Here is a 14,754-nt window from a genome sequence, read left to right as displayed (position 1 = left end):
ACGACCTCGAGGAACTCCTCCCGCGTCAGAGCCATGACGTCGTCGGCCCAGCCGTTGTCCTCCGGGAGCCCCGAGCAGTTGCTGAGGAGCATCCTGACCGTCACGGGCAGCGGCCGGCCCGCGGTGTCGAGCGGGTCGGTGAACTCCGGCACGTGGTCGGCGACGCGGTCGTCGAGGCGGAGCAGCCCGCGGTCGCGCAGGATCAGCACCGCCACCGCCTCGAAGCTCTTCGACATGGAGGCGATGCGGTGCACGGTCCCGGGCCCGGGAGCGTCGCCGTCGAGGCGGTGCTCCCCGCGGCCGTGGTGGACGAGCAGCCCGCTGCGGTCGAACAGGGCCCAGCTCACCGAGGGGGCCGGCGGCGCCTCCTCGTCGAACCACCGGGCCAGCCGGTCCTGGAGCGGCGGGGAGAGGAGCGTCGGCCGAGGGAGCGTCATGCCCTCATCCTCCCGCACGCGGCACAGGCCGCCGCGGTCCCGCGGGTCGCCGCGGAAGGACGCCGTCCGGGCGCAGCCAGTCCGGGCGGCTCCGCTCGACCGCGTCCAGGACGTCCTCCTGCGTGCGCTCGCCGATCTCCGCGGCGACGATGATCCGGTCGTCGACGGGAGCGGAGGGGCCCGCCGTGCATCCGGCGAGCATCCCGATCAGCAGCACTCCCCCGGCGATGCGCGCCCCCTCGGACCCGTCCGCTCACCGTCGAGCGTCGCGGCGACGGCCGCTCCCGCGGGCGGACGGGTCCCGTCGAGAGCCCGGAGCGACCGCCGGCACCTGCGAGCCGGACGAGCAACTTCTCAGGTCCTCTTGCGTGTCGCAGGCGCGGAACCTAGTTTTGTCGAACCGGTTCGAAGCACTGTTGCTCCGACCCCGGACCGACGCCCGCCGTCGTCCGGCCGGCTGTCCCCACAGAAAGTGACCAGCGTGACAACGATGTCCTCCCCGAGGCGCGGCACCCGCTCCCTCGCCCTCGCGCTGAGTGCCGCGACACTCGCCGCCCTCGCCGTCGCTCTCCCGAGCGCCGAGTCCGCCTCCGCGGCCGACACCTCCGTCCCCGCCGACGCGCTCATCCTCCAGTACGACTTCGAGCAGGGGCAGGTGTCCGGATCCACGGTCGCCGACCTCTCGTCGAAGAAGCTCGACGGCACCGTCGTCAACAGCGCGAGAGCGACGTACGTCGCGGGTCGGAAGGCCGGTACGACCGCGATCGACCTTCCCGGGGGCGCGGCGGGCTCGACCTCCGCGCCGTACCTGACCGTGCCGAACGGGCTCTTCCAGGGCGTGACGCAGACCACCGTCTCCGCCTGGACGAAGTGGTCCGGCACCGGAGGCTTCCAGTGGCTGTGGTGCCTGGGCATCAGCCCCGACGCCGCGTCGGCCTTCGCTCCGTCGTTCGACGGTGGCAGCGCCCGCGCGATCATCAAGCAGCTGAAGGACGGCGGCGAGACCGGGGTCTCCAGCTCTTCGCCGCTGCAGAAGGACCAGTGGGTCAACGTCGCCGCGACGATGGACGGCACGACCGTGACCCTGTACCTCAACGGTCTGCAGGTCGCGACGGCTCCCGCCTCCGTCGACCTCGCGAAGCAGCTCTACTCCGCCTCCGCCTCCAAGAGCGGCAACATCGGCCGGGCGCTCTGGAACGTGCACCCCTACTTCGACGGAGCGATCGACGACTTCCGCGTCTACGACCGGGCTCTGACCGCCGCTCAGGTCCGGGGTCTGGCGGGGGACGCCGCGCCGGCCGTCACCGGCGTTCTCTCGACGAGCGTCGCGGTCACCACCGGCATCGGCGTCGCGCCGGCCCTGCCGGGGGTCCCCGCCACCTACTCCGACGGCGTGAACCGCGACGCCCCGGTCACCTGGGAGAGCGTCCCCGCCTCCGCGTACGCGAAGCGCGGCACCTTCACCGTGAAGGGCACCGTCACCGGCCTCGGCACCGCGGTCACGGCGACCGTCACGGTGCGCGCCCTCGACGAGATGACCATCGACCTCGGCACGAGCACCGGGTAGTTCATGGGCGGCGCGTCCGGCACCCTCTACGGGGTCTACGGCGAGGGCGTCCCCTCCGACAAACTCCTCGAGGGGATCGACCTGCGCACGGTCTCGACCAAGGCGCAGGACGGGCCGCAGCATCCGGGCGCGGACGCGCTGAGCGTCGCGAAGGCCGTCGCCGACACCTCGGACGGCGACACCTACATCTACATGACGGACATCTACCGCGGCTTCCCCTACGAGTGGCCGGGCAGCACTCCCCAGGAGAAGCTGGCCGACTACCAGGCGAAGATCGCCACGCAGGTCGACCAGGTGCTCGCGCTCCCCGAGGAGTACCAGGACAACATCGTGTTCGTGCCGTTCAACGAGCCCGAGGGCAACATGTTCGGCAACGGGAAGTGGAGCTACGACGGGAAGAGCTGGCTGGAGGACCCGACCGCGTTCTTCGCGGCCTGGGACAGCACCTACGCGCTGATCCGCGACCGGATGCCCGACGCCCGCATCGCCGGACCGAACACGAGCGTCCTCTACGACCAGGTCCGCGGGTTCATGACCCACACGCTCGAGCAGGACACCGTCCCCGACGTGATGACCTGGCACGAGCTGAGCGCCCCGGGTGAGATCCGCACCAACGTCGACCGCTTCCGGGCCTGGGAGGACGAGCTGTACGCGGGCACGTCCTACGCCGGGAAGCACCTGCCGGTGAACCTCAACGAGTACGCCTTCAACTACCACACCTCCGTGCCCGGCCAGATGGTCCAGTGGATCAGCGCGCTCGAGGACAAGAAGGTCGACGGCGACATCGCCTACTGGAACATCGACGGCAACCTCTCCGACTCCGCGGTGCAGGCCAACCGCGCCAACGGCCAGTGGTGGCTCCTCAACGCCTACGCCTCGATGACCGGCGACACCGTCGCGGTCACGCCGCCCAAGCCCGGCCAGAGCTACACCCTCCAGGGCGTCGCGACCCTCGACACCGCGGCCAAGCAGGCGAGAGCCCTCTTCGGAGGCGTCGGCGGCTCGCAGAAGGTCGCGTTCGAGCGCATCCCGGCCGCCACCTTCGGCTCGAAGGTCCACGTGGAGGTCAGCGAGATCCGCTGGACCGGCCAGGTCGGCGACTCGGGAGCCCCGCAGACGGTGAAGGAGTTCGACGCGTCCGTCGTGGACGGCGCCCTCTCGCTCGACTTCGGCGGATCCCTCCCCGCACTCGACGTCGACTCCGCCTACGAGGTCGTCCTGACCCCGGGCGCCAACGCGTCGTCGCCGTCCGCCTCGCCCGTCGACTTCCGCCAGAAGTACGAGGCCGAGGACGCCCGCTACACCGGATCGCGGAATCTCAACGGACCCGAGGGCTCGCCGACCAACGTCGGCGGCTTCTACACCTCGGGCGGACGCAACGTCGGCGGGATCCGCACCGGCGGCGACCTGAAGCTCGACTTCGCGGTCACCGTCCCGAAGGACGGCGAGTACGACCTCAGCGTCTTCGCCAACTCCCTCAACACCTACGCCGCCAACGCCCAGCAGGGTCCGATCAACGCGTTCCTGAGCGTCGACGGCGCTGCGGAGCAGGAGATCCTCCTTCCGCTGGCCTACAAGTTCGTGGTCTGGGACCACGCGGACACGAAGGTGAAGCTGACCGCCGGCACCCACACGATCTCGCTCGCCGCGAAGAACCTCGCCGGCACGAAGTCGACCGTGGGCGACGCGATCGTCGACAAGATCGAGCTCTCCCTCCCCAGCGCGGCCGCCGCGACCTCGATCCATGAGGCCGAGACCGGCACGCTCGAGAACGGAGCGACGGCCGACTACTCCCGCGCCGGCGTCTCCGGCTCGGGCACGGCGACGCTCACCAGCGGCGCCTCCACCACCGTCTGGGGCTACTCCGCGAAGGACGCGCCGTCCTCCGTGACGGTGGACACCCTGGGCGGCGGCACCGGCGACCTCTACGTGAACGATGTGAAGGTCGGGCCGGTGGGCGCGAGCTCGACCCGTCAGGTCTTCCTCTCGGGCGGCGTGAACAAGATCGAGGTCGTCGGCACGAGCGGCACGCTCCTCGTCGATCGGATCGTCATCGGAGCGAGCGCGAACCCGCCCGCGACGACGAGCTATGAGGCGGAGGCGGCCACGATCACCGGCCCCGCCACGGTCCGCGACCTGTCCTTCGCGTCGGGCGGCAAGGCCGTCGGGAACATCGGGGGCGGACGCGACGGCGACTCGACCCTGACCTTCGGCGACGTGAAGGCCGAGCAGGACGGGACCTACGCGCTCACGCTGCGCTACTCCAACGAGGAGCAGTCCCCCGCGACGCACTACAACCCCGACCCGCTCGCCCGCCACGCGGACATCACGGTCAACGGAGTGACGCAGCGCGTGCTCTTCCCGCACACGTTCCACCAGAACCAGCTGTGGGACCTGAGCGTGCCGGTCACGCTCAGGAAGGGCTCGAACACCATCGCGATCACCTCGAAGGAGCTCCCGGGCTTCGACGGGACGACCTACCTCTCCGACACCTTCCCCGGCGTCCTGCTCACCTCGCAGTACGCGCCCAACATCGACAGGATCTCGGTCACGCCCTTCGTCGGGCGGACCACGGGCCTGACGGTGAGCGGCACGGCGGCCTCGCGCTGCACCGCGGGGAAGGTCACGATCACGGGGACGGCGACCAACACCAGCGCGGTCGCCGCTGACATCACGATCGGCTCGGCCTGGGGCACGAAGACCTTCACCGGGGTCGCTCCCGGCAAGACGGTCTCGGCCGCCTTCAGCACCCGCGCTGCGAGCGTCGGAGCCGGCGCTCTCGACGTGCGGATCGCGGGGACGGTCGACGGCGCTGCGGCGAGCGGATCCACGGCACCGGCCTACGGTGCGGCGCGCTGCGGCTGATCCGTCCAGAACGCCCTGACGCGGCCGGGCACCTCGTGTGCCCGGTCGCGTCGGCGTGTCGTCGGGACCGTACGGACCGCGACGGGGACGAGCGCGCCGTGGACGAGCAGAGCGCCGGAGCCGCAGCGTCCGGTCCTCGGGCCGCGGACGCGGCGCCCGAGTTGCGTGCGCCGCGCCGCACTGCCACTCTCGACACGGTTCGAGCGGGGGTGGAGATGGCCACGATCGGAGACGTCGCGAAAGCGGCAGGGGTCTCGCGCAGCACGGTGTCGTACGTCCTCTCCGGCAAGCGCAGCATCTCCCCCGAGACGCGCAAGCGCATCGAGGACGCGATCGCCGAGCTCGACTTCACGGTCAACGCCGGAGCACGGGCGCTCGCGACGCGCCGCACCATGGCGCTCGGCCTGCTCGTCCACTTCGACCCGGACGAGTTCGCGCCCGCGATGGTCGAGTACGTGCTCCCCATCACGGCCCGCGCCCGCGAGCTCGGCTACGACGTGCTGCTGGCCACCGAGGCCGACGGGGCGGCTGCCGTCCGCCGGCTCACGCGCTCCGGTCAGGTCGATGGACTGATCCTCCTGAGCGTGGCGGACGACGACGACCGGCTGCCCGTCCTGCGCGCCTCGCGGCGGCCCGGTGCCGCCCTCGGCGTGCCCGCGGACGCCTCCGGGGTGGACGTCTTCGACCTCGACTTCGGCGACGCGGCCCGCCTGCTGATCGAGCACCTGGGCGCCCTCGGGCATCGGAGCATCGGTCTCGTCACCCCTCCTGAGCGCGTCTTCGACCGCGGAGGGACCTACGGGCTCCGGTTCCGCGAGTCGGCTCTCGAGACCGCCGGTCGGCTCGGGATCGAGCTGGTGCTGCGCCCGGCCGCCACCGCCGCCGACGCCGTCGAGCCGATGGTCACGGCGTTCCTCGACGACAACCCCGGTCTCACGGCGCTGGTCGTCCACAGCGACCGGACCATCGCGATGCTTCCCGCGATCCTGGGCCGACGCTCTGTCGCCGTGCCCGGGCAGCTGTCCGTCGTGAGCCTGTACTCGGCCGAGTTCGCCCGCGACTTCTCGCTCCCCTACAGCTACGTCGAGACGGGTGCCGCCGAGCTCGGCGCGCACCTGGTCGACACGCTCGTCGAGCGGATCGAGCAGCCGTCCCGCGGCGAGCAGCCGTCGATCCGCCTCCTGCCCGCGCGTCTCGTCGACCGCGGGAGCGCCCGCGCGGTCTGAGGACCGCTCCGGAGCCCCCGAGGCCCGGTCAGAATCGCGAGGCGACCTCGTAGAGGACCTCGTCGTCGCCCGCGTAGACGCCGTCGCGCCGCGGCCAGTGCGCGATCACGTCCGTGAAGCCGAGCTCCTCCGCCCGGCCGGCCATGTCCTCGAACCGGGCGACGCTCTCGAGGGAGTAGTCGCTCCCGGAGTCGAGCGAGAGGTGGCGCTCGACGGTGCGCGGGTCGCGCCCGGCCGCCTCGAGCGCCGCGTCGAGCCGACGGGAGAGGGACGCGACCGCCCGCCACCACTCCTCGCTCGACACTCCCTCCGGGCCGGTGGTGACCCAGCCCTGCCCGCGCTCGGCGACGAGGGCGAGGCCCTTCGGCCCGTTCGCGGCGAGGACGATCGGGACGCGGGGGCGCTGCACCGGCTCCCCCACCATGCGCGCCGAGCGGGCGGTGAACCACTCCCCCTCGAGGTCCACGCCGCCCGAGCCGGGCTCCTCGAAGCGCAGCAGCGCGTCGAGTGCGGTGACGAACTCGGTGAAGCGCTCGTGCCGCTGCCGGGGCGAGTACTCGGGCTGCCCGAGCACGCGGGCGTCGAAGCCCGTGCCGCCCGAGCCGACCCCGAGGATCGTCCGACCGCCCGAGATCTCGTCCAGGGTCGCGATCTCCTTCGCGAACGGCACCGGGTGGCGGAAGTTCGGGGAGGCCACGAACGTGCCCAGGCGGAGCGTCTCGGTCACCATCGCGGCAGCGGTGAGGGTGGGGACGGTCGCCTGCCACGGCTGGTCGGCGAGGGAGCGCCAGGAGAGGTGGTCGTAGGTCCACGCGTGGTCGAAGCCCAGGCCCTCGGCCGACTGCCACTTCCGGCGGGCCTCGGCCCACGGGTCCTGCGGGAGGATGACGATGCCGTGTCGCATCGTCCGAGTGTACGAGCGCCGTCGGTCAGAGCGCGGCGGGCGGCACCGGGGGCGGATCGGGCACCTCGTCCACGACCGAGCGCGGGACCATCTGGGTCGGCGTCCGCACGCGCAGGCGCAGCGGTTCCCGCTCCGACGCGCCGAGCAGCTCGCGGGCGGCGCTCCGCACCTGCCGAACCAGCGCCGCGTGCACGGCACCAGCCCTCGATCCAGTCGTCCACCCGCTCCGTCGTCGTGATCACGCCCCGAGAGTAGCCGCGACCGGACGGGCGCGATCGTGGAAGCCAGCTCTCCCGGCGGTGGCCGTCGATCCCCGCCAGGACCGCGCTCGCCCGCATCGCACCCCGCGCACGGCGATGCGCCGGGTCCTCCCGTTGTCGACCTCAGTGCCACGGCGCCGTCGCCGGCCCTACCGTCGGCGCGACACATCCGCTGCACCGCCGGGAACATGACGGCCGTGCCGAGAGTGAGGGGCCGATCCGATGCCCAGGCAGGAGGGCGACCCGCGGAGCACCACCCGAGTGCTGCGCGAGCTGGTCGCCGCGTTCGAGGATCCGGGGGCCGTGCACCCGGCGCTGGTTCGGCAGGTGCGGAGCGCCGCCCGCGAGCTGCTCGGCGCGTCGGAGCGGGAACCGCTGCGCCTGCGCGTGCGGACGCCGACCCAGATGGTCCCGCGCTCGGTCGTGGACGAGGTGCCCGATCCGCCCCCGGTGCCGCCCGCCGCGCTCTGACCGACGGCGCTCGTACACTCGGACGATGCGACACGGCATCGTCATCCTCCCGCAGGACCCGTGGGCCGAGGCCCGCCGGAAGTGGCAGTCGGCCGAGGGCCTGGGCTTCGACCACGCGTGGACCTACGACCACCTCTCCTGGCGCTCCCTCGCCGACCAGCCGTGGCAGGCGACCGTCCCCACCCTCACCGCTGCCGCGATGGTGACCGAGACGCTCCGCCTGGGCACGTTCGTGGCCTCCCCGAACTTCCGCCACCCGGTGCCGTTCGCGAAGGAGATCGCGACCCTGGACGAGATCTCGGGCGGTCGGACGATCCTCGGGGTCGGCTCGGGCGGCACGGGCTTCGACGCCCGCGTGCTCGGGCAGCCCGAGTACTCGCCCCGGCAGCGGCACGAGCGCTTCACCGAGTTCGTCACCGCACTCGACGCGCTGCTGCGCTTCGAGGAGCCCGGCTCGGGCGGCGTGGACCTCGAGGGGGAGTGGTTCACCGCCCGCTCGGCGCGCATGGTGGGGGAGCCGGTGCAGCGCCCCCGCGTCCCGATCGTCCTCGCCGCGAACGGGCCGAAGGGCCTCGCCCTCGTCGCCGAGCGCGGGCAGGGCTGGGTCACCACCGGCCCGGAGGGAGTGTCGAGCGAGGAGTGGTGGCGGGCGGTCGCGTCCCTCTCCCGTCGGCTCGACGCGGCGCTCGAGGCGGCCGGGCGCGACCCGCGCACCGTCGAGCGCCACCTCTCGCTCGACTCCGGGAGCGACTACTCCCTCGAGAGCGTCGCCCGGTTCGAGGACATGGCCGGCCGGGCGGAGGAGCTCGGCTTCACGGACGTGATCGCGCACTGGCCGCGGCGCGACGGCGTCTACGCGGGCGACGACGAGGTCCTCTACGAGGTCGCCTCGCGATTCTGACCGGGCCTCGGGGGCTCCGGAGCGGTCCTCAGACCGCGCGGGCGCTCCCGCGGTCGACGAGACGCGCGGGCAGGAGGCGGATCGACGGCTGCTCGCCGCGGGACGGCTGCTCGATCCGCTCGACGAGCGTGTCGACCAGGTGCGCGCCGAGCTCGGCGGCACCCGTCTCGACGTAGCTGTAGGGGAGCGAGAAGTCGCGGGCGAACTCGGCCGAGTACAGGCTCACGACGGACAGCTGCCCGGGCACGGCGACAGAGCGTCGGCCCAGGATCGCGGGAAGCATCGCGATGGTCCGGTCGCTGTGGACGACCAGCGCCGTGAGACCGGGGTTGTCGTCGAGGAACGCCGTGACCATCGGCTCGACGGCGTCGGCGGCGGTGGCGGCCGGGCGCAGCACCAGCTCGATCCCGAGCCGACCGGCGGTCTCGAGAGCCGACTCGCGGAACCGGAGCCCGTAGGTCCCTCCGCGGTCGAAGACGCGCTCAGGAGGGGTGACGAGACCGATGCTCCGATGCCCGAGGGCGCCCAGGTGCTCGATCAGCAGGCGGGCCGCGTCGCCGAAGTCGAGGTCGAAGACGTCCACCCCGGAGGCGTCCGCGGGCACGCCGAGGGCGGCACCGGGCCGCCGCGAGGCGCGCAGGACGGGCAGCCGGTCGTCGTCGTCCGCCACGCTCAGGAGGATCAGTCCATCGACCTGACCGGAGCGCGTGAGCCGGCGGACGGCAGCCGCCCCGTCGGCCTCGGTGGCCAGCAGCACGTCGTAGCCGAGCTCGCGGGCGCGGGCCGTGATGGGGAGCACGTACTCGACCATCGCGGGCGCGAACTCGTCCGGGTCGAAGTGGACGAGCAGGCCGAGCGCCATGGTGCGGCGCGTCGCGAGCGCCCGTGCTCCGGCGTTGACCGTGAAGTCGAGCTCGGCGATCGCGTCCTCGATGCGCTTGCGCGTCTCGGGGGAGATGCTGCGCTTGCCGGAGAGGACGTACGACACCGTGCTGCGCGAGACCCCTGCCGCTTTCGCGACGTCTCCGATCGTGGCCATCTCCACCCCCGCTCGAACCGTGTCGAGGGTGGCAGTGTGGCGCGGCGCCCGCAAATCGGGCGCCGCGTCCGCGGCCCGAGGCCCGCAAGCTGCGGCTCCGGCGCTCTGCTCGTCCACGGCGCGCTCGTCCCCGTCGCGGTCCGTACGGTCCCGACGACACGCCGACGCGACCGGGCACACGAGGTGCCCGGCCGCGTCAGGGCGTTCTGGACGGATCAGCCGCAGCGCGCCGCACCGTAGGCCGGTGCCGTGGATCCGCTCGCCGCAGCGCCGTCGACCGTCCCCGCGATCCGCACGTCGAGAGCGCCGGCTCCGACGCTCGCAGCGCGGGTGCTGAAGGCGGCCGAGACCGTCTTGCCGGGAGCGACCCCGGTGAAGGTCTTCGTGCCCCAGGCCGAGCCGATCGTGATGTCAGCGGCGACCGCGCTGGTGTTGGTCGCCGTCCCCGTGATCGTGACCTTCCCCGCGGTGCAGCGCGAGGCCGCCGTGCCGCTCACCGTCAGGCCCGTGGTCCGCCCGACGAAGGGCGTGACCGAGATCCTGTCGATGTTGGGCGCGTACTGCGAGGTGAGCAGGACGCCGGGGAAGGTGTCGGAGAGGTAGGTCGTCCCGTCGAAGCCCGGGAGCTCCTTCGAGGTGATCGCGATGGTGTTCGAGCCCTTCCTGAGCGTGACCGGCACGCTCAGGTCCCACAGCTGGTTCTGGTGGAACGTGTGCGGGAAGAGGACGCGGTGCGTCACTCCGTTGACCGTGATGTACGCGTGGGGGGCGAGCGGGTCGGGGTTGTAGTGCGTCGCGGGGGAGTGCTGCTCGTTGGAGTAGCGCAGCGTGAGTGAGTAGGTCCCGTCCTGCTCGGCCTTCACGTCGCCGAAGGTCAGGGTCGAGTCGCCGTCGCGTCCGCCCCCGATGTTCCCGACGGCCTTGCCGCCCGACGCGAAGGACAGGTCGCGGACCGTGGCGGGGCCGGTGATCGTGGCCGCCTCCGCCTCATAGCTCGTCGTCGCGGGCGGGTTCGCGCTCGCTCCGATGACGATCCGATCGACGAGGAGCGTGCCGCTCGTGCCGACGACCTCCATCTTGTTCACGCCGCCCGAGAGGAAGACCTGACGGGTCGAGCTCGCGCCCACCGGCCCGACCTTCACATCGTTCACGTAGAGGTCGCCGGTGCCGCCGCCCAGGGTGTCCACCGTCACGGAGGACGGCGCGTCCTTCGCGGAGTAGCCCCAGACGGTGGTGGAGGCGCCGCTGGTGAGCGTCGCCGTGCCCGAGCCGGAGACGCCGGCGCGGGAGTAGTCGGCCGTCGCTCCGTTCTCGAGCGTGCCGGTCTCGGCCTCATGGATCGAGGTCGCGGCGGCCGCGCTGGGGAGGGAGAGCTCGATCTTGTCGACGATCGCGTCGCCCACGGTCGACTTCGTGCCGGCGAGGTTCTTCGCGGCGAGCGAGATCGTGTGGGTGCCGGCGGTCAGCTTCACCTTCGTGTCCGCGTGGTCCCAGACCACGAACTTGTAGGCCAGCGGAAGGAGGATCTCCTGCTCCGCAGCGCCGTCGACGCTCAGGAACGCGTTGATCGGACCCTGCTGGGCGTTGGCGGCGTAGGTGTTGAGGGAGTTGGCGAAGACGCTGAGGTCGTACTCGCCGTCCTTCGGGACGGTGACCGCGAAGTCGAGCTTCAGGTCGCCGCCGGTGCGGATCCCGCCGACGTTGCGTCCGCCCGAGGTGTAGAAGCCGCCGACGTTGGTCGGCGAGCCCTCGGGTCCGTTGAGATTCCGCGATCCGGTGTAGCGGGCGTCCTCGGCCTCGTACTTCTGGCGGAAGTCGACGGGCGAGGCGGACGGCGACGACGCGTTGGCGCCCGGGGTCAGGACGACCTCGTAGGCGGAGTCGACGTCGAGTGCGGGGAGGGATCCGCCGAAGTCGAGCGAGAGGGCGCCGTCCACGACGGACGCGTCGAACTCCTTCACCGTCTGCGGGGCTCCCGAGTCGCCGACCTGGCCGGTCCAGCGGATCTCGCTGACCTCCACGTGGACCTTCGAGCCGAAGGTGGCGGCCGGGATGCGCTCGAACGCGACCTTCTGCGAGCCGCCGACGCCTCCGAAGAGGGCTCTCGCCTGCTTGGCCGCGGTGTCGAGGGTCGCGACGCCCTGGAGGGTGTAGCTCTGGCCGGGCTTGGGCGGCGTGATCGCGACGGTGTCGCCGGTCATCGAGGCGTAGGCGTTGAGGAGCCACCACTGGCCGTTGGCGCGGTTGGCCTGCACCGCGGAGTCGGAGAGGTTGCCGTCGATGTTCCAGTAGGCGATGTCGCCGTCGACCTTCTTGTCCTCGAGCGCGCTGATCCACTGGACCATCTGGCCGGGCACGGAGGTGTGGTATTTGAAGGCGTACTCGTTGAGGTTCACCGCCAGGTGCTTCCCGGCGTAGGACGTGCCCGCGTACAGCTCGGCCTCCCAGGCCCGGAAGCGGTCGACGTTGGTGCGGATCTCACCCGGGGCGCTCAGCTCGTGCCAGGTCATCACGTCGGGGACGGTGTCCTGCTCGAGCGTGTGGGTCATGAACCCGCGGACCTGGTCGTAGAGGACGCTCGTGTTCGGTCCGGCGATGCGGGCGTCGGGCATCCGGTCGCGGATCAGCGCGTAGGTGCTGTCCCAGGCCGCGAAGAACGCGGTCGGGTCCTCCAGCCAGCTCTTCCCGTCGTAGCTCCACTTCCCGTTGCCGAACATGTTGCCCTCGGGCTCGTTGAACGGCACGAACACGATGTTGTCCTGGTACTCCTCGGGGAGCGCGAGCACCTGGTCGACCTGCGTGGCGATCTTCGCCTGGTAGTCGGCCAGCTTCTCCTGGGGAGTGCTGCCCGGCCACTCGTAGGGGAAGCCGCGGTAGATGTCCGTCATGTAGATGTAGGTGTCGCCGTCCGAGGTGTCGGCGACGGCCTTCGCGACGCTCAGCGCGTCCGCGCCCGGATGCTGCGGCCCGTCCTGCGCCTTGGTCGAGACCGTGCGCAGGTCGATCCCCTCGAGGAGGTTGTCGGAGGGGAGGCCCTCGCCGTAGACCCCGTAGAGGGTGCCGGACGCGCCGCCCATGAACTCCCCGGTGCTCGTGCCGAGGTCGATGGTCATCTCGTCGAGGGCGCGCACCGTGACGGTCGCCGTGACCGCGGTGCCGAGGCCGGTGACGGTGCCCTTCACGGTGAAGGTGCCGCGCTTCGCGTACGCGGAGGCGGGGACGCTCTCCCAGGTGACCGGGGCGTCGCGGTTCACGCCGTCGGAGTAGGTGGCGGGGACCCCCGGCAGGGCCGGCGCGACGCCGATGCCGGTGGTGACCGCGACGCTCGTCGAGAGAACGCCGGTGACGGCCGGCGCGGCGTCCCCCGCCAGACCCCGGACCTGAGCGGCGGTCAGAGCCCGGTCGTAGACGCGGAAGTCGTCGATCGCTCCGTCGAAGTAGGGGTGCACGTTCCAGAGCGCCCGGCCGATGTTGCCGCTCTTGGAGGCGGAGGCGGAGTAGAGCTGCTTCGCGAGGTCGACGGAGGCGGGAGCCGTCGCGACCTGCAGACCGTTGAGGTACAGGGTCACGGTCGTGCCGTCCATCGTCGCGGCGACGTTGACCCACTGGTCCTTCTGCAGCGGCGAAGAGCTGGAGACCCCGGTCTCGCCGCCGTCCTTCAGCTGCTTGATGATCGCGCGGGCGCTGCCACCGTCGAACGACGGAGCGAAGGCCGACGCGGCGTCGGGGCTGATGCCCAGGCACCACAGCCACTGGAAGCCTCCGGTGCCGGACCACTTCGTCCAGGCGGAGACGGTGGTCTGCGTCACGCCCTGGAAGAGCCCGTTCGGCACGGTCAGGTACGGCGCGGAGGTCGAGTCCGCCGCGCCCCCGGGAAGGTCGATCGCGGTCGTACCGGCCTTCCGACCCGCGACGTACGTCGCTCTCGCGCTGTTGACGACGGTGCCGTCGAGCTTCTTCGACGAGAGGTCGGCGACCGTGGATCCGGACACCTGCCCCTGCTCGAAGTCGTACTGGAGGATGAGCGCGTCGGCGGGGACGGAGGTGTCGGCCGCGGAGGCGGACTCGGCGCTCGGGAGAGCGACGGCGAGGGCGGCGAGTGTCGCGGCACTCAGCGCGAGGGCGAGGGAGCGGGTGCCGCGCCTCGGGGAGGACATCGTTGTCACGCTGGTCACTTTCTGTGGGGACAGCCGGCCGGACGACGGCGGGCGTCGGTCCGGGGTCGGAGCAACAGTGCTTCGAACCGGTTCGACAAAACTAGGTTCCGCGCCTGCGACACGCAAGAGGACCTGAGAAGTTGCTCGTCCGGCTCGCAGGTGCCGGCGGTCGCTCCGGGCTCTCGACGGGACCCGTCCGCCCGCGGGAGCGGCCGTCGCCGCGACGCTCGACGGTGAGCGGACGGGTCCGAGGGGGCGCGCATCGCCGGGGGAGTGCTGCTGATCGGGATGCTCGCCGGATGCACGGCGGGCCCCTCCGCTCCCGTCGACGACCGGATCATCGTCGCCGCGGAGATCGGCGAGCGCACGCAGGAGGACGTCCTGGACGCGGTCGAGCGGAGCCGCCCGGAGTGGCTGCGCGCGGGCGGGGTCCTGCCGCGGGGACCGGCGGGACCGCGGCGGCCTGTGCGGGGTGCGGGAGGATGAGGGGATGACGCTCCCTCGGCCGACGCTCCTCTCCCCGCCGCTCCAGGACCGGCTGGCCCGGTGGTTCGACGAGGAGGCGCCGCCGGCCCCCTCGGTGAGCTGGGCCCTGTTCGACCGCAGCGGGCTGCTCGTCCACCACGGCCGCGGGGAGCACCGCCTCGACGGCGACGCTCCCGGGCCCGGGACCGTGCACCGCATCGCCTCCATGTCGAAGAGCTTCGAGGCGGTGGCGGTGCTGATCCTGCGCGACCGCGGGCTGCTCCGCCTCGACGACCGCGTCGCCGACCACGTGCCGGAGTTCACCGACCCGCTCGACACCGCGGGCCGGCCGCTGCCCGTGACGGTCAGGATGCTCCTCAGCAACTGCTCGGGGCTCCCGGAGGACAACGGCTGGGCCGACGACGTCATGGCTCTGACGCGGGAGGAGTTCCTCGAGGTCGT

Annotated in this window: 13 protein-coding genes; 7 read left to right on the top strand and 6 right to left on the bottom strand. The window is 72.1% G+C overall.

The window, feature by feature from the left end:
* Both C5C27_RS13890 and C5C27_RS18135 read right to left on the bottom strand, forming a co-directional pair.
* Positions 1-437, bottom strand: a 437-nt coding sequence (locus C5C27_RS13890) for a serine hydrolase (RefSeq protein WP_146079698.1), incomplete at its 3' end; no start/stop codon positions are given.
* 4 nt (positions 438-441) lie between these two features.
* Positions 442-654 carry a hypothetical protein gene (locus tag C5C27_RS18135; protein ID WP_104314697.1) on the bottom strand — a complete coding sequence of 71 codons (213 nt, stop codon included), beginning with the start codon at positions 652-654 and terminating at the stop codon, positions 442-444.
* 273 nt (positions 655-927) lie between these two features.
* Between C5C27_RS18135 and C5C27_RS18405 the strand changes: the two genes are divergently transcribed.
* The 3 genes from C5C27_RS18405 (at position 928) to C5C27_RS13875 (ending at position 6,095) form a co-directional block, all read left to right on the top strand.
* Positions 928-2,004, top strand: coding sequence for a LamG-like jellyroll fold domain-containing protein (locus C5C27_RS18405; RefSeq protein ID WP_219813180.1), 1,077 nt, complete (start codon positions 928-930; stop codon positions 2,002-2,004).
* Positions 2,005-2,007: 3 nt separating this feature from the next.
* Positions 2,008-4,869, top strand: coding sequence for a cellulosome enzyme (locus C5C27_RS13880; RefSeq protein ID WP_219813179.1), 2,862 nt, complete (start codon positions 2,008-2,010; stop codon positions 4,867-4,869).
* Positions 4,870-5,084: 215 nt separating this feature from the next.
* Positions 5,085-6,095, top strand: a complete 1,011-nt coding sequence (locus C5C27_RS13875) for a LacI family DNA-binding transcriptional regulator (protein ID WP_104314698.1) — start codon at positions 5,085-5,087, stop codon at positions 6,093-6,095.
* Positions 6,096-6,123: 28 nt separating this feature from the next.
* Here the strand turns inward: C5C27_RS13875 and C5C27_RS13870 are convergent, their stop codons facing one another.
* Together C5C27_RS13870 and C5C27_RS18130 are read right to left on the bottom strand one after the other, a co-directional pair.
* Positions 6,124-6,999, bottom strand: coding sequence for an LLM class flavin-dependent oxidoreductase (locus tag C5C27_RS13870; RefSeq protein ID WP_104314695.1), 876 nt, complete (start codon positions 6,997-6,999; stop codon positions 6,124-6,126).
* 25 nt (positions 7,000-7,024) lie between these two features.
* A complete protein-coding gene (locus C5C27_RS18130) occupies positions 7,025-7,192 on the bottom strand; it encodes a hypothetical protein (protein WP_181133548.1) in 168 nt (55 codons plus the stop codon).
* Between the two features lie 289 nt (positions 7,193-7,481).
* On the opposite strand from C5C27_RS18130, the gene C5C27_RS13865 reads away from it, so the two are divergent.
* Both C5C27_RS13865 and C5C27_RS13860 read left to right on the top strand, forming a co-directional pair.
* Positions 7,482-7,730: a hypothetical protein gene (locus tag C5C27_RS13865; RefSeq protein ID WP_146079699.1), complete on the top strand. Its 249-nt coding sequence runs from the start codon at positions 7,482-7,484 to the stop codon at positions 7,728-7,730.
* A gap of 25 nt (positions 7,731-7,755) precedes the next feature.
* Entirely contained in the window at positions 7,756-8,631 is an 876-nt protein-coding gene (locus tag C5C27_RS13860; protein WP_104314695.1) for an LLM class flavin-dependent oxidoreductase, read from the top strand.
* Positions 8,632-8,659: 28 nt separating this feature from the next.
* Here the strand turns inward: C5C27_RS13860 and C5C27_RS13855 are convergent, their stop codons facing one another.
* Positions 8,660-9,670, bottom strand: a complete 1,011-nt coding sequence (locus C5C27_RS13855) for a LacI family DNA-binding transcriptional regulator (RefSeq protein ID WP_104314698.1) — start codon at positions 9,668-9,670, stop codon at positions 8,660-8,662.
* Between the two features lie 215 nt (positions 9,671-9,885).
* Positions 9,886-13,827: a LamG-like jellyroll fold domain-containing protein gene (locus C5C27_RS13850; RefSeq protein ID WP_219813178.1), complete on the bottom strand. Its 3,942-nt coding sequence runs from the start codon at positions 13,825-13,827 to the stop codon at positions 9,886-9,888.
* 273 nt (positions 13,828-14,100) lie between these two features.
* Here C5C27_RS13850 and C5C27_RS13845 point away from each other — a divergent pair, with 273 nt between their 5' ends.
* Positions 14,101-14,313: a hypothetical protein gene (locus C5C27_RS13845; protein WP_104314694.1), complete on the top strand. Its 213-nt coding sequence runs from the start codon at positions 14,101-14,103 to the stop codon at positions 14,311-14,313.
* A 4-nt stretch (positions 14,314-14,317) separates the two neighbouring features.
* Positions 14,318-14,754, top strand: a 437-nt coding sequence (locus C5C27_RS13840; protein WP_146079698.1) for a serine hydrolase, incomplete at its 3' end; no start/stop codon positions are given.

This window comes from Rathayibacter sp. AY2B7, from assembly GCF_002931635.1.
Taxonomy (GTDB): domain Bacteria; phylum Actinomycetota; class Actinomycetes; order Actinomycetales; family Microbacteriaceae; genus Rathayibacter.
The sequence above is the reverse complement of the archived record's forward strand: the minus strand, read 5'-3'. Positions and strand labels throughout refer to the sequence as shown.